The organism is Corynebacterium capitovis DSM 44611, assembly GCF_030440535.1.
GTDB classification, from domain to species: Bacteria; Actinomycetota; Actinomycetes; order Mycobacteriales; family Mycobacteriaceae; genus Corynebacterium; species Corynebacterium capitovis.
The window spans coordinates 70,096-93,280 of sequence record NZ_CP047117.1; the positions used below are offsets into that span (position 1 = coordinate 70,096).

Annotated in this window: 20 protein-coding genes and 5 tRNA genes; 13 read left to right on the top strand and 12 right to left on the bottom strand. The window is 65.9% G+C overall.

Going from position 1 to position 23,185, the window contains the following annotated elements; all coding sequences use genetic code 11:
- Window positions 1-5: 5 nt before the first annotated feature.
- Genes CAPI_RS00335 through CAPI_RS00355 form a run of 5 tightly spaced genes read right to left on the bottom strand, consistent with a single transcriptional unit; the run spans window position 6 to window position 7,621 of the window.
- The gene (locus CAPI_RS00335; RefSeq protein ID WP_018017286.1) at window positions 6-3,296 is read right to left on the bottom strand and encodes an arabinosyltransferase domain-containing protein; all 3,291 of its coding nucleotides are present in this window, start codon (window positions 3,294-3,296) and stop codon (window positions 6-8) included.
- Between the two features lie 11 nt (window positions 3,297-3,307).
- Complete coding sequence (locus tag CAPI_RS00340) at window positions 3,308-5,110, bottom strand: arabinofuranosyltransferase (RefSeq protein ID WP_018017287.1); 1,803 nt, start codon at window positions 5,108-5,110, stop codon at window positions 3,308-3,310.
- Between the two features lie 15 nt (window positions 5,111-5,125).
- Window positions 5,126-5,890, bottom strand: coding sequence for a decaprenylphospho-beta-D-erythro-pentofuranosid-2-ulose 2-reductase (gene dprE2 / locus CAPI_RS00345; RefSeq protein ID WP_018017288.1), 765 nt, complete (start codon window positions 5,888-5,890; stop codon window positions 5,126-5,128).
- A 19-nt stretch (window positions 5,891-5,909) separates the two neighbouring features.
- Window positions 5,910-7,325 (bottom strand): decaprenylphosphoryl-beta-D-ribose oxidase, encoded by a 1,416-nt coding sequence (gene dprE1, locus CAPI_RS00350; protein ID WP_018017289.1) that lies wholly within the window; start codon window positions 7,323-7,325, stop codon window positions 5,910-5,912.
- A gap of 59 nt (window positions 7,326-7,384) precedes the next feature.
- Window positions 7,385-7,621, bottom strand: a complete 237-nt coding sequence (locus CAPI_RS00355; protein WP_018017290.1) for a hypothetical protein — start codon at window positions 7,619-7,621, stop codon at window positions 7,385-7,387.
- A 41-nt stretch (window positions 7,622-7,662) separates the two neighbouring features.
- On the opposite strand from CAPI_RS00355, the gene CAPI_RS00360 reads away from it, so the two are divergent.
- A complete protein-coding gene (locus CAPI_RS00360) occupies window positions 7,663-8,106 on the top strand; it encodes a GtrA family protein (RefSeq protein WP_245531623.1) in 444 nt (147 codons plus the stop codon).
- Here CAPI_RS00360 and glfT1 read toward each other — a convergent pair.
- The 3 genes from glfT1 to wzm all read right to left on the bottom strand — a co-directional run bounded on the left by glfT1 (window position 8,103) and on the right by wzm (window position 10,744).
- Entirely contained in the window at window positions 8,103-8,996 is an 894-nt protein-coding gene (gene glfT1 / locus CAPI_RS00365; RefSeq protein ID WP_018017292.1) for a galactofuranosyltransferase GlfT1, read from the bottom strand. The genes CAPI_RS00360 and glfT1 overlap by 4 nt on opposite strands.
- A 98-nt stretch (window positions 8,997-9,094) precedes the next feature.
- Entirely contained in the window at window positions 9,095-9,883 is a 789-nt protein-coding gene (gene wzt, locus CAPI_RS00370) for a galactan export ABC transporter ATP-binding subunit Wzt/RfbE (protein ID WP_018017293.1), read from the bottom strand.
- A 12-nt stretch (window positions 9,884-9,895) separates the two neighbouring features.
- Window positions 9,896-10,744 carry a galactan export ABC transporter permease subunit Wzm/RfbD gene (wzm, locus tag CAPI_RS00375; protein ID WP_051059717.1) on the bottom strand — a complete coding sequence of 283 codons (849 nt, stop codon included), beginning with the start codon at window positions 10,742-10,744 and terminating at the stop codon, window positions 9,896-9,898.
- 149 nt (window positions 10,745-10,893) lie between these two features.
- Between wzm and CAPI_RS00380 the strand changes: the two genes are divergently transcribed.
- Entirely contained in the window at window positions 10,894-12,117 is a 1,224-nt protein-coding gene (locus CAPI_RS00380; RefSeq protein ID WP_018017295.1) for an aminotransferase class V-fold PLP-dependent enzyme, read from the top strand.
- A gap of 15 nt (window positions 12,118-12,132) precedes the next feature.
- Here the strand turns inward: CAPI_RS00380 and CAPI_RS00385 are convergent, their stop codons facing one another.
- Entirely contained in the window at window positions 12,133-13,101 is a 969-nt protein-coding gene (locus CAPI_RS00385; protein ID WP_018017296.1) for an NAD(P)H-quinone oxidoreductase, read from the bottom strand.
- A 53-nt stretch (window positions 13,102-13,154) separates the two neighbouring features.
- Between CAPI_RS00385 and CAPI_RS00390 the strand changes: the two genes are divergently transcribed.
- Window positions 13,155-13,239, top strand: a tRNA-Ser gene (locus CAPI_RS00390).
- A gap of 14 nt (window positions 13,240-13,253) precedes the next feature.
- Here CAPI_RS00390 and CAPI_RS00395 read toward each other — a convergent pair.
- Window positions 13,254-14,381, bottom strand: coding sequence for a pyridoxal-phosphate-dependent aminotransferase family protein (locus CAPI_RS00395; RefSeq protein WP_018017297.1), 1,128 nt, complete (start codon window positions 14,379-14,381; stop codon window positions 13,254-13,256).
- Between the two features lie 265 nt (window positions 14,382-14,646).
- Between CAPI_RS00395 and CAPI_RS00400 the strand changes: the two genes are divergently transcribed.
- The 4 genes from CAPI_RS00400 (at window position 14,647) to CAPI_RS00415 (ending at window position 16,358) form a co-directional block, all read left to right on the top strand.
- A tRNA-Ser gene (locus CAPI_RS00400) sits at window positions 14,647-14,738 on the top strand.
- 2 nt (window positions 14,739-14,740) lie between these two features.
- Window positions 14,741-14,813 (top strand) — tRNA-Arg (locus CAPI_RS00405).
- Window positions 14,814-14,847: 34 nt separating this feature from the next.
- Window positions 14,848-16,212 carry a magnesium transporter gene (gene mgtE / locus CAPI_RS00410; protein WP_018017298.1) on the top strand — a complete coding sequence of 455 codons (1,365 nt, stop codon included), beginning with the start codon at window positions 14,848-14,850 and terminating at the stop codon, window positions 16,210-16,212.
- Window positions 16,213-16,285: 73 nt separating this feature from the next.
- Window positions 16,286-16,358, top strand: a tRNA-Arg gene (locus CAPI_RS00415).
- Window positions 16,359-16,384: 26 nt separating this feature from the next.
- On the opposite strand, the gene CAPI_RS00420 is transcribed toward CAPI_RS00415, so the two are convergent.
- Window positions 16,385-17,419, bottom strand: a complete 1,035-nt coding sequence (locus CAPI_RS00420) for a prephenate dehydrogenase (protein ID WP_018017299.1) — start codon at window positions 17,417-17,419, stop codon at window positions 16,385-16,387.
- A 39-nt stretch (window positions 17,420-17,458) separates the two neighbouring features.
- On the opposite strand from CAPI_RS00420, the gene CAPI_RS00425 reads away from it, so the two are divergent.
- From CAPI_RS00425 to tgt, 6 genes are all read left to right on the top strand, one after another.
- A complete protein-coding gene (locus CAPI_RS00425; protein WP_018017300.1) occupies window positions 17,459-17,941 on the top strand; it encodes a tRNA adenosine deaminase-associated protein in 483 nt (160 codons plus the stop codon).
- Window positions 17,942-17,966: 25 nt separating this feature from the next.
- The gene (locus CAPI_RS00430) at window positions 17,967-18,395 is read left to right on the top strand and encodes a nucleoside deaminase (RefSeq protein ID WP_018017301.1); all 429 of its coding nucleotides are present in this window, start codon (window positions 17,967-17,969) and stop codon (window positions 18,393-18,395) included.
- A gap of 98 nt (window positions 18,396-18,493) precedes the next feature.
- The gene (locus CAPI_RS00435; protein ID WP_018017302.1) at window positions 18,494-18,703 is read left to right on the top strand and encodes a CsbD family protein; all 210 of its coding nucleotides are present in this window, start codon (window positions 18,494-18,496) and stop codon (window positions 18,701-18,703) included.
- A gap of 38 nt (window positions 18,704-18,741) precedes the next feature.
- Window positions 18,742-18,829, top strand: a tRNA-Ser gene (locus CAPI_RS00440).
- A gap of 116 nt (window positions 18,830-18,945) precedes the next feature.
- Window positions 18,946-21,312, top strand: a complete 2,367-nt coding sequence (locus CAPI_RS00445) for an MMPL family transporter (RefSeq protein ID WP_018017303.1) — start codon at window positions 18,946-18,948, stop codon at window positions 21,310-21,312.
- Window positions 21,309-22,535: a tRNA guanosine(34) transglycosylase Tgt gene (tgt, locus tag CAPI_RS00450; protein WP_018017304.1), complete on the top strand. Its 1,227-nt coding sequence runs from the start codon at window positions 21,309-21,311 to the stop codon at window positions 22,533-22,535. Before CAPI_RS00445 ends, tgt begins: the two co-directional genes overlap by 4 nt.
- Here tgt and CAPI_RS00455 read toward each other — a convergent pair.
- Window positions 22,526-23,176 carry a queuosine precursor transporter gene (locus tag CAPI_RS00455; protein ID WP_018017305.1) on the bottom strand — a complete coding sequence of 217 codons (651 nt, stop codon included), beginning with the start codon at window positions 23,174-23,176 and terminating at the stop codon, window positions 22,526-22,528. The genes tgt and CAPI_RS00455 overlap by 10 nt on opposite strands.
- Window positions 23,177-23,185 lie beyond the last annotated feature (9 nt).

Here is a 23,185-nt window from a genome sequence, read left to right on the forward strand (position 1 = left end):
ATCCTCTAGTTATCTATGTCTTCCCCGACGGGGCGGACTTTCATGTGCCCGGGACTCCACAGGCCGGAGCGAGAAACCGTTTCGTGATCGACGGTGGCTAGGGCGGGGGCTTCGCCGACGGAGTTGGTGCGCAGCTCGTACTTCGCAATCGAGCCCCAGTCGCGCTGCCAGTCGTTCTTGAGGTACCCCGGGATCTCGTAGGAGTAGTTCACCGCCTCGGCGGTAGAAAGAGCGCCGCCGCCCAGGAAGTCCATGAAGCCCGACAGCTGCTTCTTGCCGGGGGCGTCCGGCATGATGCGGAACTGCGGGATTTCGGCCACGCCAGCGTAGTGGTTGAACGTGCGCTGGCAGGGGTACTGGAAAGCCACCGTCCAGTCCAGCAAACCCGGCGTGTCCGAGCTGATCACGCTGTTCAGCGGGGCGAGAGTGGGCACGCGCGGCGGCGTGACGGCCAGCCAGTCGTCGACATCGAGCGACGAGTCCTCGCCGACGAGGCGCACCACATTGGCCTCGGCGGGCAGGTCCTCCAGCGGCAGGCGCACATTGCGCCACGACGGGGTCGGGCCCTGGTCGAGCATTTCCGCCTCGCCGAGGACGGTGACGCTGCCGTCGTCGGCACGCGTGCCGTACTCGAGCTTGAGGGTCGTCCCGCCCTTTTCGACGCCATCGATGTCATGGTGCGCGATGCGGCCGGCGACGGAGGCGACCAGCAGCGGGGCGTCCTCGCTGCGTTGCGGCAGCTCGTACCAGGATGTCTCGAGCTCGGAGCCGTTCGCGGGGTTCTCCGCGTAGGTGCCCAGCACCGGCACGCGGGCGTAATCGAGGTTGAAAGGAAGCCTCACGATGGAGCCGTTGGGCCCGACCAGCTCGGGCGAGCGGTTGCCCTGCGTCTCGGTGCGGGTGGTCGACTGCTCCTGCTCGGTCTGCGGGTTGGTCGAGTCGTCCTTCACGGTGTTATTGCTGCTGTTGTTGCTATCGGTGCTGCCGGTGCTGCCGGTGCTGCTAGTGCTGTCGGTGGACGAGCGGGCGTCGGTAGTGGTGGTGTTGCCCTTTTCCGCGATGATGGTCCCGGGGACTCCCTGCGGGTCGAAACCGCGGTTGGAACCGGAGTCGAGCGAATCGCCCAAGGCGACGCCGATCGGAGTGAGGAAGGAGTCGTTTGTGTTCGTCTCCAGCAAGACGTCGGCACCCAGCGCGCAGGAGTTACCGGCGAACGTGCGGACGTTACCCATGGACACCGAGTAGGCGGGTGCCTGCGAGATAAACGCCTTCAGGAAGGTGAGGCACGAGAAGGCGACCATGAGCACCGCCACGATCGCGAGGGGCGCGGCCATCACTCCCGACCACCGGCCGTCGCTCGGGCGGGTGCCTTGGAGAAGCGCGAACAGCAGGGCCAGTAGCGTCAGCGCGAGCATGAGGGTGTTCGCTTCGTGGCCGTGATACTGGACGGTGATATCCCACCAGGGCACGCCGAAGCTGGAGACGTACCACCACCCGTTCCATCCCGCCAGGGTCAAGGTGAGGATGAACATGACGGAGGCGATGGCCAGCCAGCGGTTGCGCGCCGAGCGCATGGCGATCCTGCTGAGCACAACCGCGGCCACCGCCGCGGCCGCGCCGCCGATGCCCGCGAACACGCCGAAGTGGTGGGTCCACTTTGTCGGAGTGAACATGAAGAAGAAAGCTGACAGCGCGACGATGGCCACAAGGCGCCGGACCGGGGCGGAGGAGGTGCCGGGCACCTTGCCGTAGCGGGTCAGCGCCCAGAGAATGAGGGCGACGCTGAAGATGAAGACGAACATCGGGAAGCGGCGAGCCATCGACCCGTCCACCGTCTGCTCGAAGAGGGTGGAGTAGCGGGTCCACTCCTCAAACCACTTCAGCGCGGGGCCGACCTCGGCGCGCACGGACGTAGCCTCCAAAACGGCGGCCAGCGTCTGGTCGTGGAAGACCGGGATCATTACGGCAGTGCCCACACCGAGGAAGGGCGCGATGTAGGTCAGGGGGCCCTCGGGCCGCGACCGCATGATGGTGAAAAGCGCGGGCAGGCTGATCAGGAACACGCCCACGGCCGTCAGACCCGTAGGGCCGCACGCAAGGGTGAACGCGGCGAGGAGGGTGCCGGCCGCGGCGGGGAAGAGACGCTGAGAGGCGATGGCGCGCTCGAAACAGGCCCAGGTGCCGATCAGTCCGAGCGCGATGATGGGCTCGGGCCGGGTGCCGTTGTTATAGGGCAGCCAGAAGGCAAGAAACACGAAGGCGGCGGTCCAGTACGCGACGCGGCGTTGAGCGATCGCCTCGCCGAGGCGCGGGAGGATCTGGCGGGAGAGGATCCACCAGATGGCCACGCCCGCGAGCAGCGTGGGTAGGCGCATCCACATCGAGGCGGTGGAGACGCGCGCCAGCAGCGACAACAGGTCGTAGAACGGGGAGCCGAACGGTGACTCGGGCACCCCGTACCACCGGTAGTAGTTGGCCATGTAGTCCGAGTTGTTGGCCACCCGCGCCATGGTGAGCAAGAAACCGTCATCGGAGGTGTTGGCGCCGAAGACGTGCCAGAACCCGAGCACGCCCAGCACAACGCCGTCGAGGGGTTTGAAACCGCGGAAGTGCAGGCGGCGGCGCTCGGCCGGGCCGTCCAGCCGGTACAGGCTGTAGAGCGCCACGAGGGCCGACAGCGCGCCGAGGATCATCACGGCGAGCTTGATCGCGGAGGGGCTCGAGGTGAAGCGGGAGTTGATCTGCACCTGGGCGCTCAGCCCGGCGTCGATAAGCGATTGCTCACCCCCCGCTAGCTCCGTGTAGATGCCCGTGACCTGGGGACGGAGGTCCTCGCTCGTCTCCTCGCTGTAGCTCGTGCCGGGGACGGACACGCTCGTGCCATCGGCGTCCTCCGTGACCACGACGCGGGCGTCGGCGGGTAGCGCCGAGACCTCTTCGGGCTCGAGCTCGAGAATGACCTTGTTGATCGAGTTGACCACGATGCCACCGCTTGGCGACGTTACAAAGAGACCGCGGTCGGCGGCCTCCTGCGAGGACTCGGGAAGCGTCCCTAGAATCAGCGACTGCCCCTCCCGCAACTGTCCGATCGCGGAGACGGGAACGGTGACCTCGAGGCTGTCCGGCGCGAGCGAGATCAGCGGGGCGTTGACCGACGCCAACGAGCCGTTCTGAGGCCAGCTCAGCGACGACTGCACCTGGTTCACCGGCAGGAACGGGGTGAGGACGAAGCAGACAAAGGCCACCAGTCCCGACACAATCGCGATCAGGCGGGATTCGAGCTTAGATTCGGTCACGGAAAGTCACCTTACTTTCTGGCCACGACAACGAACGGACCGATCTTGTCATGGTCCCATTCGCTCGTGTCAAAAGCAGCCGGGTTGAAATCGACCGCCACGTATTTCACGTTGGGCAGGTTGGGGAAGATGTCGTAGGACACGTGGGTCTGCCACGTCTCGGCACCCTCGTCGTCCTCCTCGGCGCGGAAGATGAAGGCGTCCGGCGCACGCCACGGCGCGCTGTCGACCTCGTCCGTCAGCGCACCGGGGTCGTCGTAGGACGTCTCACCCCACGCGCTGATCAGGTCGGAGCGCTGGGAAAACTCGGCGAGCGGGTTGGAGTAGTGGCTGGTCATGCCGTTGAACCCGTAGTAGGGGTTGTACGAGAGGAAGTGCACCTCGTCCGTGCTGACGACGGCCTGCCCCGGTTCGTACCCGCGTCTTTGGAGGTAGTCGACGATTGCGGGGTAGTACTGCTCGTCGTCCGGGTCCTGCCTGTCGGCGCGTTCGCCGTTTCCGTCGGTGGCGGAGTATGCCTGCTTAATGGGGTCTTCGCTGGCCCGGGGAATGTCCTGCGCGTAGGCGAACACCCCGACAGCTGCGGCGATGGCCGCGGTGCTGGCCAGCCACCCGCGCCACGAGCCCACCTCGCGCAGGCCGAGCACCCCAGCGGTGACAAAGAGCAGATCAACGACGATGGCGACGCGGAAGCCGAGCAAGGAGGTGCCCAGTAGCGGCGTCACCATCGACGCGAAGCACCACACAAAGCACACAGCGAGGGCCACGGTGAGTCCGCGCGCGGCCGCAGTGTGGGAACGCCGGATGAGGTAGGCCACCCCGACGAGCGCCAGCAACGCGATGGGCACGGAGTGGAAGGGGAGGGGGAAGACGGTGCCGTCGTCGGGCAGGTAGTGGTTTGCGGTGCTGCGCGCGTCGTACCCGCCGAAGGCGCGCTCGAGGAGGTACGGGCCCCAGGACAACAGGGCGATGAGGGCCGCGCCGGCACCGGCTGCAACGAGGTGCACGAGGGGGGTGAGTTTCCGCCCCGCGCTGAAGAACACGATGAGCGACGCGACGATGACCGTCAGGGCGGACAGCGCCGTAAAGAGCGTGTAGAAGGTGGCGGAAACGCCGAGGTAAACCGCCAGCGCGGCCGTCGCGGGCCACGACCCAGACGCGGCGCGGAACGCGACCGCTGCGGCGGCGGGGGCGAACATAGCCACGATGGCGGCGTAGGGCTCGTAGGGTGCCTCGGCAAGGATGACCGCGGTCGTGGCGAAGGCGATGACGGCCGCAGTCGGCAGCGACCCCGTGATCCTCTGCCACACCGGGACCAGCGCCGAGGCGGCCGCGGCCAGCGAAACCAGCGCCCACGGCTGGAAGGCCTCCCACCCGGCGAGCCCCAGCAGGTTGGCCAGCCGGCCCCCCAGCCAGAACCACCCGACCGGGTAGAAGCTGGGGAGGTCGGCGAAGTTCATGTCGTGGTTGCCCAGGGACTGCGTCATCCGCGAGAGGAACTGGGTGCGGAAGCTCTGGTCTACCTGGACGCCGTCGAGGTAGAGCTTCGTCACCGCGAGCGGAATACCCAGGGTTGTGACGATCAGCCCGGCTGGGGCGAGGGTGAGAACGGCCTCCGAAACCCAGCCGCGCCGCCACCATAGGGCACCGGCCGCAGCACCGAGGACGAGCAGCGTGCAGGCCGTGGATAACGCCCACAGGACCGTCGACGTGTTGGCCGCAGGCAGCGTCAGTGCGTGCAGGACCCGCCAACAAAGAAGAGTCAGGAGGCCACCCGCGAGGGGAGCGGTAGCCACACGGCTGAGAAATCGCATGGCTACCAGTGTCGACTAGAAGTTGAGCTTGCGCATAATCGACGCGGGGATGTGCTGGAGCACGAAGGAGATCGGCCCAAACAGCTTGTGCACGAACACCGAGCGTTCCCCGCCCAGCGAGGCATCGACGGCGGCGCGTGCCACTTCTTCCTTATCGACGGTCAACGGCGCCTCGTCGAGACCCTCCGTCATCTTGGTCCGCACCTGGCCCGGGCGCACAACGGTCACCCGGACACCGGAGTCGCGCAGCGCCTCACCGAGCTGGAGGTAAAAACCGTCCACACCAGCTTTCGCCGAGCCGTACACGAAGTTCGAGCGGCGCACCTTCTGGCCCGCAACGGAGCTCAGCGCGATGATGCTGCCGTGGCCCTGCGCCTTCATCGCCTGGCCAAGCAGCACGCCCACAGACACGAACGCGGTGTAGTTGACCTGGACGGAGCTGACGGCGGCGGCCTGGTCCTGCCACAGCTGCTCCTGGTCACCCAGGGTGCCGAAGGCCACGATGGCGACGTCGACGTCGCCACCCTCGAAGGCCTGCCTGATGGTTTCGGGGTGGGAGGCGAAGTCGGTGGCCTGGAAGTCAATGGTGCGCACCTCACCCGCCCCCGCGCGGGTGACGGCGTCGACGGCGGCGTCGAGACGCGGCGAGTCCTGGCGGGCTGCGAGGGTGACGGTGGGCTTGCCGCCGCGGCGGGCGAGCTCGTCGACAATGGCGAGGCCGATCTCGGAGGTGCCGCCGAGAAGCAGAATGTGCTGGGCTTGTCCTACTGCATTGAGCATGAAATGGGGCTCCTTGGGCTTAGTTGAGTTCGAGTCGGCGGGACATGTCGGAGGCGAACACACCGGTCGGGTCGATGCTGCGGCGCGTCTCGAGCCAGCCGGCCAGGCCCGGGTACATGGCGTGGAACTTCTCAGCCGACGTGCGGGACTCCTTGGCCAGGTAGAGGCGGCCGCCAAACTCCATCACCTGGTCGTCCAGGCGATCGAGGAACTCGTTGAGGCCCGGTCGGATGGGGAAGTCTACGCAGACGTTCCAGCCCTTCATCGGGTAGGAGAGGGGGGCCTTGTTGCCCTCACCGAACAGCTTGAACACGTTCAGAGCGGTGTAGTGCCCCGACGCCTGGATTTGGTAGATGATGTCCTTGAACGGCTCGACCGCGTCGGTCGGGACAACGAACTGGTACTGCAGGAAGCCTGCCGAGCCGTAACCGCGGTTCCACTCACCAATCAGGTCGAGGGGCTGATAGAACTGCGTCAGATTCTTTATCTGGTTACGCGCCGGGGCGCCCATCAGGTAGTAGGCCTCGCCGATCGCCATGAGAGAGAACTTGTTCATGGTCCAGGACGGGAAGATGTCTGGCACCGTCATCAGCTGGGGGGCGTTGAACCTCAGGGGTTCTTTGGCCAGCTTCGGAGCGAACTCTTCGAGCTGGGCCAGCGTGGCTAGCGAGCCGCGGGAAATGGTGGAGCGGCCGGTCTTCGGCGGAGCGGAGATCGCGTCGAACCAGGCGGAGGAGTACTCGTAGTTGACTTCGGAGCCGTCGGAGTGGGCGGCGATGGTCTCGTCAAGAGTATTGGTGCGGTCGGTGTCCGCGATGAAGTAGGCCGTCTCGGTCTTGGTCATCCGGATCCGGGCGCGCAGGATGATGCCGGTCAGGCCCATGCCGCCGACGGTGGCCCAGAACAGGGTGCCGTCGGGGTCGTCCGCGCCACCCTCCGGGGTGAGGTGGAGGACGCGGCCGTCAGCAACGAGCAGCTCCAGCGACACCACGTGGTCGCCGAAGGAGCCGGCGGTGTGGTGATTCTTGCCGTGAATGTCGGGGCCGATGGCGCCGCCGATCGTCACCTGGCGGGTGCCAGGCAGGACGGGTACCCACAGCCCGTAGGGGAGGGCGGCCTTCATCAGCTGGTCGAGGGTCACGCCCGCGTCGACGTCGACAATCGCGCTCTGCGGGTCGATGGAGTGGATCTGGTTCAGGGCGCGCATGTCCACGACGAGGCCGCCGCCATTTTGGGCGGGGTCACCGTAGGAGCGGCCCATGCCGCGCGCGATGACGCCGCGGCGGCGGTGCTCGGGCAGGGACTCGTTGTCGGCGGCGACCTGCGCCACCGCCTGCTGGATGACGGACACATCCGGGGTGGACAAGACGTGCGCCGTCGACTTGGCGGTGCGGCCCCACCCGTGAAGGGATTCAACTGTGGTGTGTAGTTCCATCTGCGGTAGTACTCCTTTGTGAGGTTCCGGACCCAGCCTAGTTCGACGCAGTGGACTGTCTACAAGTCCATGATCTCTCTCACCTCTGCGGGGAGTTCTTCCTGGGATGTGATGATGGGTTTGCCAGCATCCTTGTGCTCACGGAGCAGTTCGTACACCCTCGTCCGGGAGGTCGAGTCGACGAAGGGGAGCTCTTCGGCGAACATGCGGGCCATGAAATCGGACAGCGGCGCCTCGATGCGCTGCGCTGCCTCGTGGATGGCGTTGGGGTCGTCGCCCTTGTAATGCTTCCTCATGGGGACAACCCTAAACCCGTCGCTGGGTAGACTTGCTCCCTGTGCCCAAGCTACCTGCCAGCGTCCTAAAGCAGCTCATTCCTTTCGTCATGATCGGCGTGGGTTGCGCGGTGCTCGACTTCGGCGTTACCTACACGCTCACGCAGACCGGGGTGTTATCCCGAGACATGTCCAAGGTGTTCGGCTGGATCGTCGGCACTGCCGTGGCATACGTGCTCAACTCCCGCTTCGCGTTCCGCTCAGAGGTCAACGCGAAAAAGGCAGGGGCGGTCTTTCTCCTCTACGCCTGCACCCTTATTGTGCAGGTTCTCCTCTACCGCTTGACCAATGCGCCACTCATCGCGCTCGGCCTGCACGGCCTATGGAAGGACCTCACTTCCTTCGTCATCGCGCAAGGCGTGGCGACGATCACGAACTTCGTCCTCCAGCGCCGCGTGATCTTCCGGGAGGAAACGAAGATTATCCAGCAGTCCGATCCAGCTTAGGGTCTGCGGAAGTCCTCGCGTGCCCCCATGCGCAGCAGTTTCAGCCAGTTAAAGAACTCGCGCGGGCTCTTTCGGTCAAGGAGGAAGAACCACCCAAAGCGCACCACTTCCTGCAGCTTCATCGCGCGCATACCCTGCTGGTTGATGATGTAGCCACGGTTGCGGTACGTGAAGTAGCGCTTCGTGTCATTGTCCGGCCATTGGGCGTGGGCTCGCCCGCCCATGATGGGGTGGAACTCGCCGGATCCGTCGGGGTGGAGGTAGAACGCGGTGAGCGCGGTGCCGTACTTCAGGCCGGAGCGGGAGAGCCGGCGGTGATACTCCACCTCGTCACCACGGATGAACAGCCGGTAGTCCGGCACGCCGATGATCTCCATCGCTTGTGCCGAGATGAGCGCGCCGTTGAACAAAGAGGCGTAGGAAGGCAGGAAGTTACCCTCGAGCTCGCTCGTCTCGCGCTTCCACCTCAGGCCTTGCCGCATGGGAAACGCCAGCTTGGACGGGTCGTCGAGGTTGGCTACGACCGGGCTGACCTCGTCTAAACCGTGTGTTTCCGCAACGCGGTACAGCTCTGCCAGCACACCCTCGTCGGCGGGGCGGCCGTCGTCATCGGCGCACCAGATCGCGTCGGCACCAAGCGCGAGCGCGTGAAGAAAACCGTAGGCGAACCCGCCGGCGCCGCCGAGATTTGTGCGCGAGGGCAGGTAGACGCCGTTGCCTAAGCCCTCGACCAGGTCGCGCACCTCGTCTTGCGCCCCGTTGTCCACCACGATGACCCATTCAACCGGGTGGGATTGGTGGGCGACCTGGTTCAGGGAGTTACGCAGCAGCTTAGCCCTGTTGTGGGTGACGATGACGGCCGCGGTCCTCCCGCGCGGGTCTAAAGGCATGCCACCTATTGTGCACGAGGAAACCTGCCGGGCTGGATCGGTCTCTACCAAGCATACAGGAGCAACTCCCCATAGCGGCAAACTTCACACCGCATTTGTCACATCCCGTGGAACCGCTCCACCAGGTCCCGCACGTACCGGCCGGCGCCCGGGCCTTCATAGGACTCCACCACGTCTGCCACTAGGCCCGTCTTTTTGATCTCGCCCTTGTCCACCCACAACGCGGTGGTGCACAGCTGGGCGAGGAAGTCGTTGGAGTGGGAGGCGAAGACCAAGATGCCGGAGCGCTCCACCATCTCGGCGAGGCGGACGCGTGCCTTGGCCATGAAGGCGGCGTCGACGGCTCCGATTCCTTCGTCGAGAAGCAAAATTTCGGGCTCGATGGAGGTGACGACACCGAGCGCGAGGCGGATCCTCATGCCCGTGGAATAGGTGCGCAGGGGCATGTTGAGGTAGTCGCCGAGCTCGGAGAATTCGGCGATGTCGTCGATCTTCGCCTTCATCTGCTTGCGGGTCTGGCCGAGGAAGAGGCCCCGGATGATGATGTTTTCGTAACCGGAGATCTCCGGGTCCATCCCCACTCCAAGGTCGAAGACCGGGGCGACGCGCCCGCGCACGTCAGCCACGCCGCGGGTCGGCTCGTAGATTCCGGAAAGCAGCCGCAGCAGCGTGGACTTGCCGGCACCGTTGTGGCCCACGAGGCCGACGCGGTCGCCTTCGCGCAGGTGCAGGTTGACATCGCGCAGCGCCTCGACAACGACCGTGTTGGAGCTGTTTTTCCCGATCGCCCCGCCCGCGGTGGCGACGACGGAGTTTTTCAGGGAGCGGGTTTTCGCGTCGAAAATGGGGAAATCGACGCAGGCGTTGTAGGTGTCAATGGAGACCATGGTTGCCCCTTTCTATACCCAGTAGGGGACGCGGAAACGCCACTGTTTCATTGCGAGGAGGGAAAGGAGGATGCCCGCCACAGTGCAGGCCCCCACGATGAGCCAGTGGTAGGCGGCGACGGGCTCGCCGATCAGCGGGGCGCGCACGATCTCGAGGTAGTGGTAGAGCGGGTTGAGCTCGGCGATGCGGGCGCGCTGCGCGACGTCACCGCCCTGTTCGCGCAGGGTCTGCGTGGTCCACACGATCGGGGTGATGTAGAACAGGAGCTGCACGAGCGAATCCAGCAGCGGCGCGACGTCGCGGAAGCGGGTGGCGATGATGCCGAAGAGCATGGTCACCCACACGCCGTTGAGCACGATTAGCGCGAGGCCGGGGATGGCCAGGAGCGTTCCCCAGGTCAGCGGTATCCGGAAGACAGCGATGAGCACCACCCAGATCACCATGTTGTGGGCCAGGAACAGTAGTTGTCGCCACACGAGTCGATAGACGTGGACCGACAGCGCCGAGGGGAGCTGTTTGATCAGGCCCTCGTTTTCAATGAAGACGTTGGCTCCGTCCTTCACGCAGCCCGCGATGAAACCCCACACGATGAAGCCCACCGTGACGTGGGGGAGGAAGTCGCGGACGGAAATCTGGAACAGCATGGAGTACAGCAGGCCGAGAGCCAGCGCCATGACACCGGTGGCGATGGTGATCCACAGCGGGCCGAGCGTCGAGCGCCGGTAGCGCTGCTTGATGTCTTGCCACCCCAGCTGGAGCCAGAGTTCGCGCTGGGCCCATCCTTGGGTGAGGTCGCGCCACGCCATCGAGAGAGTCTTGGACCGCGACGCGGGGGTACTGCCGCCGGTCGCCGACGTCATCCGGCCGACGTCAGCCCGCAACTGTTCTTGGTTGTGCACTCTTAACACCCTAAAACACCGATAGCCGGGGAGTGTGCACCCGGCCGGGCCGGTGTGCATAATTGGGGCGTTGCACAGTGGCCGGTTTGTCAGCGAGGGAGGTAGTGCCTGTGGCGTATGACGTAGCCAGCGTCCGCGGCCTCTATACCTCTCTCGCGGACGGTTGGACGTACCTCAACGCGCACGATTGTCCGCAGATCCCCGAGCGCGTTTCGGCGGCCGTCGCCCGCTCTTTCCGCATGTCCACCGCCGTGGTTCGCCCCGAGGCGGGCGGGGGCTCGCATTCCCGCCAGGTCGCGGGCCAGACCGAGGGTGTGGCCTTTCTTGGCGACGCCCAAGCGGCCGTCGCCGATCTCGTCGGCGCGACCCAGGACCGCGTGGTGCTCGGGCCGAGCCTGGAGGTGCTCTACGCCAACCTCGCCGCCGCGATGTCCCCGCTGCTGCGCTCCGCGTCCTCGGTTGTGCTGAACAACGTCGACCGCCCCTCCCTCACCGCGGCGTTGCGGCGGTGCCCCGCCGACGTTCGGTGGGCGCAGGCGGACCTGGCCACCGGGGAGCTGCCGGGCTGGCAGTACATGGACTTGGTGGATGGCTCCACCCGTCTCGTGTCCGTCCCCGCCGCGCACGGGTTGCTCGGCACGGTCGCGCCGGTGGCGGAGATCGTTGAGACGGTGCGCGCCCGCTCTCGGGCATGGGTGCTTGTCGACGCCACCGCCTACGCCCCCTACCGCCCCGTCGACGCTGATGCCTGGGGCGCGGACATCGTCGCCGTCGATGTGGCCGCGCTGGGTGGCCCTCAGGTGGCGGCGTTGGTGTTCCGCAACGAGGCTATGTTCGCCCGGCTGGCCCCGGGCGGTGCCGCGTCGGTGGCCTCAGTTATCTCGACCGGCCTGGCGGGCGGGGTGTCTCCCGTTGTCGAGCACTATGCCTCACTGGCGGGATCGGCTCAGGCGGGCAGGAGTACGCGCCGGGCGCGCCTGGTGGCGTCGATGAGCGAGACTGCGACTTATCTCAACGCGCTGCGCGACGACCTCTACACGTTCCTGGGCACGCTGCCCAGTGTCCACATCGTCGGAGTGTCCGGCGAGGCCGCGGACGGCGCCAGCGTCGACCGGGTGGCGCGCTTGACGTTCGGGGTCAAGGGGGTGCCGTCGTCGACGGTGCACCAGCGCCTGTTCGACAACGGCATCGTCGTCACCGAAGCTCCGAGCACGCCGCTTCTCGACGACATGGGCGTCCCCGACCTCGGCGGCGCGGTGACGGTCTCGCTCGGCCCCTTCAACACCGCCAACGACGTGGACCAGCTGATTCGCGCCGTTGCGTCTCTGGCTTAGGTGGGCTTAGGTGGCTTAGGCCGGTTTCTCCACGGTTAGCACGACCTTGCCGGTAGACGAGCCGGAATCGAGCAGGTCGTGGGCGCGGGCCGCCTCCCGCAGGGGGAACGTTTCGGAAATCGTGGGGCGGATTGAGCCGTCCTCGAGCAGGGGCCAGACATGCGCGACGGTGTCCGCAACGATGTGCGCCTTGGACGTGCGGGGGCGGGCGCGCAGCGTCGTGGCGTGCACCGATTGGCGGCGCGGCATCATCCGGCCCAGGTTCAACGTGCCCTTCGGCCCGCCCTGCAGCGCGATGACCACGAGCCGGCCCTCGATTGCGAGGGCCTTGACGTTGCGCTCGAGGTAGTCGCCTCCGATGACGTCGAGGATGACGTCGCACGAGCCCTTGAGCTCCTCGGCGAAGTCCTGCTCGTGGTAATTGATGCAGATGTCCGCGCCGAGCTCGCGGCAATACTCCAGTTTCTCGGCGCTACCGGCGGTGGTAGCGACCTCGCAGCCGAGGGCTTTGCCCAACTGGATGGCGAAGGAACCGATGCCGCCCGAGCCGCCGTGGATGAGCACCCGGTCGCCCTGCTTGACGCCGGCGGTGAGCGCGAGGTTCGACCACACGGTTGTGGCCACCTCGACGATGCCCGCGGTCTCGACCATGCTGAAGCCCTTCGGCACCGGGGTGAGCTGGCCCACGGGCACGGCGACGAGTTCTGCGTACCCGCCGCCGGCGAGCAAACAGCCCACGGCTTCCCCGGTCTTTCGTCCGGTGTCACCCGGGTCCACGATCACGCCTGAGCATTCCAGGCCGAGAGTCTCTGGCTCGCCCTCGGGAGGTGGGTAGTTGCCTTGCGCCTGCATGAGGTCAGCGCGGTTCACCCCGGCGGCCTGCACGTGGACAAGGACTTCGCCCGCCCGCAGCTGCGGGTCAGGCACGTCCGTCAGCTCCAGGGAGCGGGGGTTCTGGGGGTCGGTGATCGTGATTGCCTTCATGCCCCACCACGTTAGTGAAACGCGGCGGCCGTAGGTTAGACTCAAACACCGCTGGAGGCGTGGCAGAGCGGCCGAATGCACTGGTCTTGAAAACCAGCGAGGGTTATACCTCCGCGGGTTCAAATCCCGCCGCCTCCGCTCCATTTCTTAATTTAGGTGCGGTCCAACGCGTCGATCACTCGTTGCGCCGCGGCCTTTGGGTCGTCCCACTTGTCCAAGCCGAACAGGCCGATGCGGAACGAGGAGTACGTGTCGCCCTCGCCGATTTTCAGGGGAACGCCGGCCGCGATCTGCACCCCGCACGGTTTGAATGCCGCGCCGCTCTGCTGCTCTGGGGTTTTGGCGTAGAGCACCACGACGCCGTTGGACTCGAAGCCCTCCGCGGCGACGGAGACGAACCCGCGCTCGGAGGCGGCCTCGCGCACGCGACGGCCGAGCTCGCGCTGTCGCTGGGCAAGCGTGTCTAGGCCGTACTCGGTGGACTCGCGCATGATCTCCAGGTTGTGCGCGATGGTGTCGGTGGGGAGGGTGACGTGGTAGCCGACGGTGCCGGTGCGGTAGCCGTCGAAAATTTCGAGCCACTTCTTCAGATCGAGGGTGAAAGACGTCGAACTGGAGGAGGTGACGGCGTCGCGCCCGCGCTCGCCGAGCAGGACGTACCCCGTGGCGGGGGAGCCGGACCAGGATTTCTGCGGGGCGGAGACGAGCACGTCGATGCCGGTTTCGGCCATGTCGGGGAAGTCGGCGCCGGCGGCGATGCAGTCGAGGACGAACAGCGCGCCGGTGCGGCGGGCGATGTCACCGAGACCGGAGAGGTATTCCGGGGGCAGGGTCAGCCCGGCCGCTGTCTCGGTGTGAGCGGTGACGATGATGTCGGGCGCGAAGGATTCGGCGACGGCGGAGACGTCGTCAAGCGAAGGCGGCGCGAACGACGGCGTCTGCCCGCTCGACGTGGGCTGGGCGTTGAGGACGGTGACCTGGTCGGTGATGGAACCGGTCTCGATGATCTGGGACCAGCGGAAAGTGAACAACCCGGAGCGCAGGATGAGCACCTTCTTGCCGGTGAAAAGTTGGCGCGCGACGGCTTCCATCGCAGCGGTGCCGCCGCCCGGGATGAGGGCGACTGAATCCGCGCGATACGTGCTGGTAAGGATCTGGAGCGTCTCCTGCGCAACTGATATGAACCGCTGCGACATGTGGTTCAGGGAACGGTCCGTGAAGACGACCGAGTACTCCAGCAGGCCGTCGGGGTCGATCTCGGGGCGGGGCAGATGCGTCATAGTTGTTGAGGGTAGCCCGAATCACCCCGGCCGGCAGCCGGTTTAGCGCGGTCTATATCACCGGTGGTAGCGGTGTTGGTGGTGATCGAGGTGCCGTTGACCAGGTACGTTCCTCAAGGTTTGGGCGACCGCGCGTTCACCTGCAGCTCATGGAAGACGTGGACACATCGATCCAGGGTGCTGGCTGAGCGTGTCCTGTGTGAGCTTGTTGGGCCGGGTGCGGTTTGGTCGGGCGGGGGCGGTTGGGTAGTATCCAATACGGCCTGGAGACGTGCCAGAGTGGCCGAATGGGGCTCCCTGCTAAGGAGTTGCCCTCTTTGCGGAGGGCCGCAGGTTCAAATCCTGTCGTCTCCGCCACCGCGCCCGTAGCTCAACGGATAGAGCATCTGACTACGGATCAGAAGGTTGGGGGTTCGAATCCCTCCGGGCGCACGTTTGGGTTCTCAGCGCTTTACACTCAAGCGACATGAGAACCGCAGAGCCCAGCTCCCTGAGCCACGTCGCGCCTCGCCTGGTGCGACGCCGCAAGGCCACGCCCGATGAGATTGAGCAACTGCAAAGCCACTTAGAGAGCTCCAGCCTCCGTGAAATCACCGCCCTTGTGGCGCGCCTCAGCGCCGTCCGCGGTGCGAAGATCCTGCGCATGCTCCCTCCGGAACGCTCGCGCATCGTGTTTGACCAGCTCAAGCCGCGCCACCAGGCGGACGTCATCGTCGCGCTCGGTGACGATGATGTCGTCGGTTACTTCGGCGCGCTGGGCGCGGAGGACCGCGTCGCGCTGCTAGACAACCTGCCCGCGGAGATCGCCGCCCGCCTGCTCAAAGAGCTCGATGAGGATGACCAGCACGCGACTAACATCGTGCTGGGTTACCGCAAGGGCACCGTCGGCAGGACGATGTCGCCCAAGGTCCCTGAGGTGACAGCCGAGATGACGGTGCGCGAGGTGGTCGACCAGCTGCGGCGGGACGTGGACAAGCTGGAGACTATCTACGCCATCCCCGTCATCGACGGCCAGCGCAGCGTCGTCGGTGTGACGGACCTACGCCGCTTGTTCCGCTGCGAGGGCGGGGAGCGTATCGAGGACGTCATGGGGCACCCGGTGTATGTCCGTTCCTCGGATTCCGCCGAAGACGCCTCCCGCTGGCTCATGTCCACTCCGCTGCTTGGGGTTCCCGTTGTCGACGACGACGACCGCCTCGTCGGCATCCTCACCCACGACGAGGCCCAAGACGTCGTCGAGCACGCGAACACTGAGGACTCGGCCCGCACGGGCGCGTCCGAACCGCTGGGCAAGCCCTACCTTTCGACGTCCGTCCTCCAGATTGTCCGCAGTCGCATCGTCTGGCTGCTCGTCCTCGCGATCTCGGCAGTGCTCACTGTCAAAGTCCTCGACGTCTTCCAGGCCACCCTCGAAAAAGCCGTTGTGCTCTCGCTTTTCATTCCCCTGCTCACAGGTACGGGAGGCAACACCGGCAACCAAGCCGCCACGACGGTTACGAGGGCTTTAGCGCTTAACGACGTCCACCGGCGCGACTTCTTCAAAGTCATGTTCCGAGAGCTGCGCGTGGGGATGACCATGGGCGCCACCCTCGGTACCCTGGGGTTCATCGTGGCTTCCATCGTCTTCGACCCCCGCATTGGCTTGGTCATCGGCGCGACCCTTTTTCTCGTCTGCTCCCTGTCGGCGACGGTGGGCGGCGCCATGCCGATCGTGGCCAAGACAATCGGCGCGGACCCCGCCGTGTTTTCCAACCCCTTCATCTCGACGTTCTGCGACGCCAGCGGGCTGATCATCTACTTCCTCATCGCCAAGGCTGTTTTAGGCTTATGACCGGGCGTTTTGTCCTGATGTTAAGCGCGGTGTAACCTGATTCTTCGTTGCCCAGAGCGCTGGGCGACGGAATGCGCCCGTAGCTCAACGGATAGAGCATCTGACTACGGATCAGAAGGTTGGGGGTTCGAATCCCTCCGGGCGCACTTTTTTATGCCGGGACTCAGCCCCTCTAGAACACCTCAACCCGGCCCCCGAGCGACTCAACTTGCCGCAGTTGGTTCACCCAGCCGGGCGCGCCGGGGTGGATGCGCATGACCGGGCGCGAGGAGATGCGCACGGGGGACACCGACTCGCGACGCGCCCCAGTACGGGCGGCCATGCGGGTGTAGGCGCGGTTGCCGGCCTCGGCGAGATCCTTCATGACGGGGGTTTCGCGCGCGAGGCCGTCGCGGGCGTCCTGCAGCAAGACGATGAGCTCGTCGAGGGTGGGAACCAGTGCGGTGGCGTTGGTCTCCACCATGTTGCGCACGAGTGCGGGGTCGGTGCCTGCAACGCGGGTGGCACCCTTGAAGGAACCGGCGGACAGGGACTGGGCCAAGGTGCCGCCCTTGTCGCCGACGATGGACAGCGCTTCCGCGATCACGTGGGGCAGGTGGGACACCCGCGCGACGGCCTCGTCGTGGCGTCCCACCGAGACGGGGACGGCTTCAGCGCCGGTCAGCGCGGCCAGGCTGCACACCTGGTTGAACAGATCGGCCCACTCCGCGGACACGAAACGCCCCGCCTCGTCGAGCTCGGCGGCGTAGTCGTAGGTCACCGCCCACGCCGCGTTGGCAAACAAGCCTTCCTGGGAGGCCCCCCACCCCGAGTTCTCCGTCCCGGCCATGGGGTGCCCGCCGACGTAGCGCGACTCCAAGCCGCGCTCTTTGACCAGGGAGTATACGGGACGCTTCACGCTGACAACATCCGTCAGGCCACACTCCGGCGCGTGCTCCGCCACGGCGTCGAGCACGGACGCGACGGCGTGCATCGGGGTTGCGACGATGATCAGCGCACCCTCGTCAGCCGCCCGCTGCAAGGTCTCGCTCAAGTTGTCGGAGACGTCGAAGCCTTCCCGCTGGGCGCGCCGCGCACCGGACCGGGAGTGGTTGTACCCGAACACCGCCTGGCCCCGCGCGGAGACATCGCGCATGATGGAGCCGCCGATGAGGCCGAGACCGATGAGGCAGTAGGGCCGGGGCGCGCGCGGGGAATTGTCGATCACGCTGACAAGTCTTACACAACGCCATTATCCTCTCTAGACATGAGCCAGGATTTCGCTGATGGGTTCGCCGTCACCGTCGCCGCCCAGAACGGAACCTGGGTGGTGCGCCCGTTCGACGACCCCTTTGACACCCTGGACACGGCCATCTCCGCGGTGCGTGGCCTGCGCAATGAGGGCGCCGCGTTCGCCATGTTGGACGTCGAGGAGGAGTACGCGGTCATCGTCCGGCCCGGCCCGAGCGGGGTGCGCGTCCTCATCTCCGACGCCACTATGGCCGTTGATGACGACTTCGCTGCCGAGGTGCTCGACACCGCCGGCATCGACGTCCCCGACATCGACCCTGGCGACCTCGACGACGTCGATGGCTGGGCCGATGGCGATTTCGGGATCCTCGCGGACCTCGGTCTGTCGGAGCAGCTGGCGGAAGTCCTCATCGACAGCGGGGATGACCCCTCGGACATCATCGAGCGCATCGCGGACGAGCTGGGTTTCGCCGACGCGCTCGCCGACTGCCTTGAGTGAGCCCGAACGCCGCGCCCACGAGCGCATGGGTCGCGCTCTTGAGGTCGCACGGAGCACTCCGCTTGGCGACGTCCCCGTGGGCGCGGTTGTCTACGACCGGCAGGGGAGGGAAGTGGCGTGGGGAGTGAACCGTCGAGAAGCGAAAGGCGACCCTACAGCCCACGCCGAGGTAGAGGCGATCCGTGCGGCGGCGCGGGCGCTGGGGACGTGGCGCCTGGACGGGTGCGAGCTGGTGGTCACCGTGGAACCGTGCACAATGTGCGCGGGGGCCATGGTGGGTGCGCGGGTGGGCAGCCTCGTGTTCGGGGCGTGGGAGCCGAAGACGGGCGCGGTCGGGTCGATTGTGGACGTGCTGCGGGACCCGCACCACCTGCACAGGGTCGAGGTGCGCGGGGGTGTGAGGACGGCCGAGGCCGCGACGCTGCTGCGGGGGTTCTTCGACCAATTAAGGTGACGTGCACCATACTCGAGACCTAATTGTTATCCACGGACCCACGCTCGGCGGTTATCGTGGGGGCCGTTAGCTAAAAACGAAGCGCGAAGGAGTGCATCATGGCTTTTGAAGGCAAGGCAGACCAGATCAAGGGTGGCGCCAAGGAAGCTCTCGGCGACGTTACTGACAACAGGAACCTCGAGAACGAGGGCAAGGCAGACCAGCTTGGTGGTGACATCAAGGAAAAGGTCGCCGGCGCGCGCGACGCTATCAAGGACAAGGCGAACGAGGTCGCCGGTAAGATCCAAGACAAGCGCGACGAGAACTAATTTGGTTCGACGGGCGCGCACCCGTTACCCTAAGTGGCGGTAGCGTGTCCGAGCGGCCGAAGGTGCTCGCCTCGAAAGCGAGTGTGGGTAAAACCACCGCGGGTTCAAATCCCGCCGCTACCGCCAGCTAAAGCCCCTGACCAGCAGGTCAGGGGCTTTGTCGTGCGCACACGTTAGGATGGACCGGACGCACAACGCGGATGTGCTTCGCACACGTCCCCCAACACGAGATTTGGAATTCGATGGCAACGTTTCTCTTTCGGCTCGGGCGCTGGTCCTACCTGCACAAGTGGCGGGTGATCGCGGCGTGGATCTTGCTGCTCGCCGCCACCGCCGGCGGCGCCGCTGCGCTGACCAAGCCCTTTACGTCCGAATTCACTATCTCGGGGACCCCGTCGATCGATGCGCTCGCCACCCTTGACGAGAACTTCCCCGGCACCGGGGACATCGCGACCGCCCCGACGGTCAACCTCGTGTTCGCAGCCCCCGAGGGCCACACCTTGGACGAAGCCGCGTTCATGCAGGCGATGGATGACACGGTGGGGTACATCCGCGATAACCTCCCAGATATCACCGGCACCGAACGCTTTGGCAACCCGGTGACGGTCAGCAGCGATCTGCAGGACAGCGTTGTCAGCCAGATGACGCAGATGGGCCTGCCGCAGGAAACGGCCGGGGCGGACGCGTACAACCTGCGCACTCTTTCCGATGACAAACGGATCGGTTACACCTCCTTCGACTTCGGCGCGGAATCCTCCATGACCGTTTCGGAGGAGGAGCGCGAGACGGTGACGCACGCGATGGAGCGCGGCCGCGCCGCTGGGCTCGAGGTCGAGGCCGGCGGGGCCGGGTTCGGCGACCCCATTGAGATCAAAACCACCAGCGAGATCGTCGGCTTAGCCGTCGCCTTGGTGGTCCTGCTAATCACGTTCGGCTCCCTGATCGCGGCGTCGATGCCGGTCATCACCGCCGTGATCGGGGTGGGGATTGGCGCCCTGCTCATCCTCCTTGCCACGCACTGGGTTGAGCTCAACGAGGTCACCCCGGTGCTCGCCGTCATGATCGGGCTGGCGGTGGGCATCGACTACGCGCTGTTCATCCTGTCGCGCTTCCGCCAGGAAAGGCAGCGCGCCGGGGGTGCCGATGCTGCGGGGCTGGCCACGGGCACCGCGGGTTCCTCCGTGGTGTTCGCGGGCGCGACGGTGTTCACAGCGCTCGTCGCGCTTTCTCTGGCCGGAATCGAGTTTCTCACCTGGATGGGCTTGGCGGCGGCGATCACCGTCCTCATCTCCGTGCTCATCGCCCTGACCCTCATCCCGGCCCTGCTCGGCGCGTGGGGGGACCGCTCTTTCCGCGTGCGGGTCCCTGGCGTGGCGGGCAACCCCGGGCCGGGGAAGCGACCGGCCAAAGACCTTAACCGAAAGTCGCTGGGCCGACGCTGGATTCGCTTTGTTCAGCGTTTCCCGGCACTGGTCATGGCCGTGGTCGTGCTCGGGCTGGGCGCCGCGTCCATTCCCGTCCTGGGCTTAGAGATGGCGCTGCCGTCGGACTCCACGGCAGATAAGGACACCACGCAGCGCAAAGCGGCGGACCTCATATCCGAGGGCTTTGGGCCCGGGGTCAACGGCCAGTTCATGCTGGTGGTCGACGCGCACGGGGTGAACGCGGATGCGGAGATTCTGCAGCCCTACATGAGCGCTATCCCAGACGAATCTGTCGGGGAGGGCGGCACAAGCGCGAAGGCGGCGCTGGCCTCGTTCCTCTACACCGTCGGGGAAGCCCAGAGCGTCACAGGCATCACGCATGCGCAGCTCATCGGCGTCAACGATGACTTAACGGCGGCGCGGATCGTCGCCACCCCGGAGACGGGCCCCGAGGACGAGTACACCCTCGAGGTCGCCCACAGCCTGCGGGAAATCGGGGCGCAGGTGGAGGGCGCGACCGGCTCCGAGATCGGCCTGACGGGCCTGACCGCCGTACAGATGGATATCACCGAGGAGCTCGGGGAGGCCATGCCTCTCTACCTCTCCATCGTCGTGGGCTTGGCCGTCGTTTTGCTCATCGTCGTGTTCCGCTCCATCGCGGTGCCCGTGGTGGCTGGGCTGGGCTTCCTCCTCTCCGTCGGTGCGGCCTTCGGCGCCACCGTGGCTGTGTTCCAGTACGGCTTCACTGGCCTGGTGAACACCCCGGGCCCGATCCTGTCCTTCATGCCGATCTTCCTCATCGGTGTCACCTTCGGCCTCGCCATGGACTACCAAGTCTTCTTGGTTACCCGCATGCGCGAACGCTACCTCGAATCGGGTGACGTCGGGTGGTCCACGGTGGAAGGCTTTAGCCAAGGTGCGCGCGTGGTTACGGCCGCGGCGGTGATCATGATCGCAGTGTTTGTGGCCTTCATTGACCAGCCGCTGCCGTTTATCAAAATCTTCGGCTTTGCGCTTGGGATAGCCGTGCTTTTCGACGCCTTCTTCGTGCGCATGGCCCTCGTCCCCGCCACGATGTTCCTGCTGGGCCGCTCCGCATGGTGGATGCCGACATGGCTGGATCGGTTGCTGCCCGACCTCGACATCGAGGGCACCAGCCTGGAAAAGGAGTTTCAAAAGAGGTGAGCGATGTAACTTTCGACATCCACTCGCGCCGCAACAAGAGCCGCACCGGCGTCATTCACACCCCACATGGTGACATCGCCACGCCCGCGTTCATCCCGGTGGCCACCAAGGCGACGGTGAAGACTCTGACTCCCGAGCAGGTGAAGGCAACCGGCGCGCAGGCCATTTTGTCCAACGCGTACCACCTCTACCTCCAGCCGGGCCCTGACATTGTCGACGAGGCCGGGGGAGTCGCGGCCTTCGAGAACTGGCACGGGCCGACATACACCGACTCCGGGGGCTTCCAGGTGATGAGCTTGGGCGTCGGGTTCAAGAAGGTGCTGGCCATGGACACGGCAGGGCTGGCAGAGGGTGACATCCGCGCGGCCGCGAAGGACCGCATGGCGCGTGTGGACGAGGACGGAGTGACCTTCAAGAGCATCATCGACGGCTCCTCCCACCGCTTCACCCCGGAGGTGTCCATGCAAATTCAGCACCAGCTGGGCGCGGACATCATCTTCGCGTTCGATGAGTTGACCACCCTGGTGGACACCCGCGCCTACCAGGAGCAATCGGTTGCCCGTACCCACCGCTGGGCGCAGCGCTGCCTGGACGAGCACGACCGGCTGACCACCGCCCGCGAAGGCAAGCCCAAGCAATCGCTGTGGGGTGTGGTGCAGGGCGCGCAGTACGAGGACCTGCGCAGGCAGGCGACGCGGGGCCTCCTTGGGCTCGACGCGCGTGCCCGGGACGCGGGCAAACGCGGTTTCGGCGGCTTTGGTATCGGGGGTGCGCTGGAGAAAGAGAACCTGGGCACGATCGTCGGCTGGGTCACTGACGAGTTGCCCGATGACAAGCCCCGCCATCTGTTGGGTATTTCCGAGCCGGACGACATCTTCACCGCCGTGGAGGCGGGCGCCGACACCTTCGACTGCGTCGCCCCGACCCGCCTCGGCCGCCGCGGTGGCGTGTACACCCTCGATGGCCGGTTGAACCTGACGGGTGCGCGCTTTAAACGGGACTGGCAGGGCGTCGACGAGGAGTTCGGCGGCTACGTGTCGCGCAACTACTCACGCGCCTACATCCACCACCTGCTCAAGGCGAAGGAGTTCCTCGCTGGGACGTTGTGCACGATCCACAACCTGGAGTTCATGATCCGGCTGGTGGACAACATCCGCGCCGCGATCGACGAGGGGTGTTACGAGGAATACCGGGATGAATTCTTGGGGCGGTACTACGCCTGAGCGATCGTTGCTTCCCGGCGCCGCACCGCTGCGATCGTTGGGTAGGTGATGGGCAGCAGCAGGACCTCGAGCAGTGTCTTCCACAGGAAGCCGACGACGACGTAGTTGATGAACTGTCCAGGCGTCTCCACTCCGATTACGGCCGCGGCGATGGAGCAGAACAAGAGCGTGTCGGCGAACTCGCCGACGATGGTCGAGCCGATCAGGCGGACCCAGAGGTTCTTGGTGCCAAAGCGGTCCTTCATCTTTTGCAACACCCAGGCGTTGAGGAGTTGGCCCACGATGTAGCCGGTCAGCGACGCCACGACAACGCGGGGCACGAGGCCGAGGACGGCGGCGAAGGTGTCCTGCATGTCGTAAAACGAGGCCGGCGGCAGCCAGATCGCGATGTAGAACGACGCGACCGCGAGAACGGCGATGCCGAAGCCGGTGATGATGGCGCGCCGGGCGGCGTTGAACCCGTACACCTCGGCGAGGACGTCGCCGAGCACGTAGGAGATGGGGAAGAGGAAGAACGCCCCGTCGGTAATGAGCGGCCCCAATTCGACGCCTTTTTGGGCGGAGATGTTCGAGATAAGGAACACCGCGCAGAACACGGCGACGAGGGTGGGGAACGGGGAGCGGGGATTCACGGTTGTCACGGGTGCATA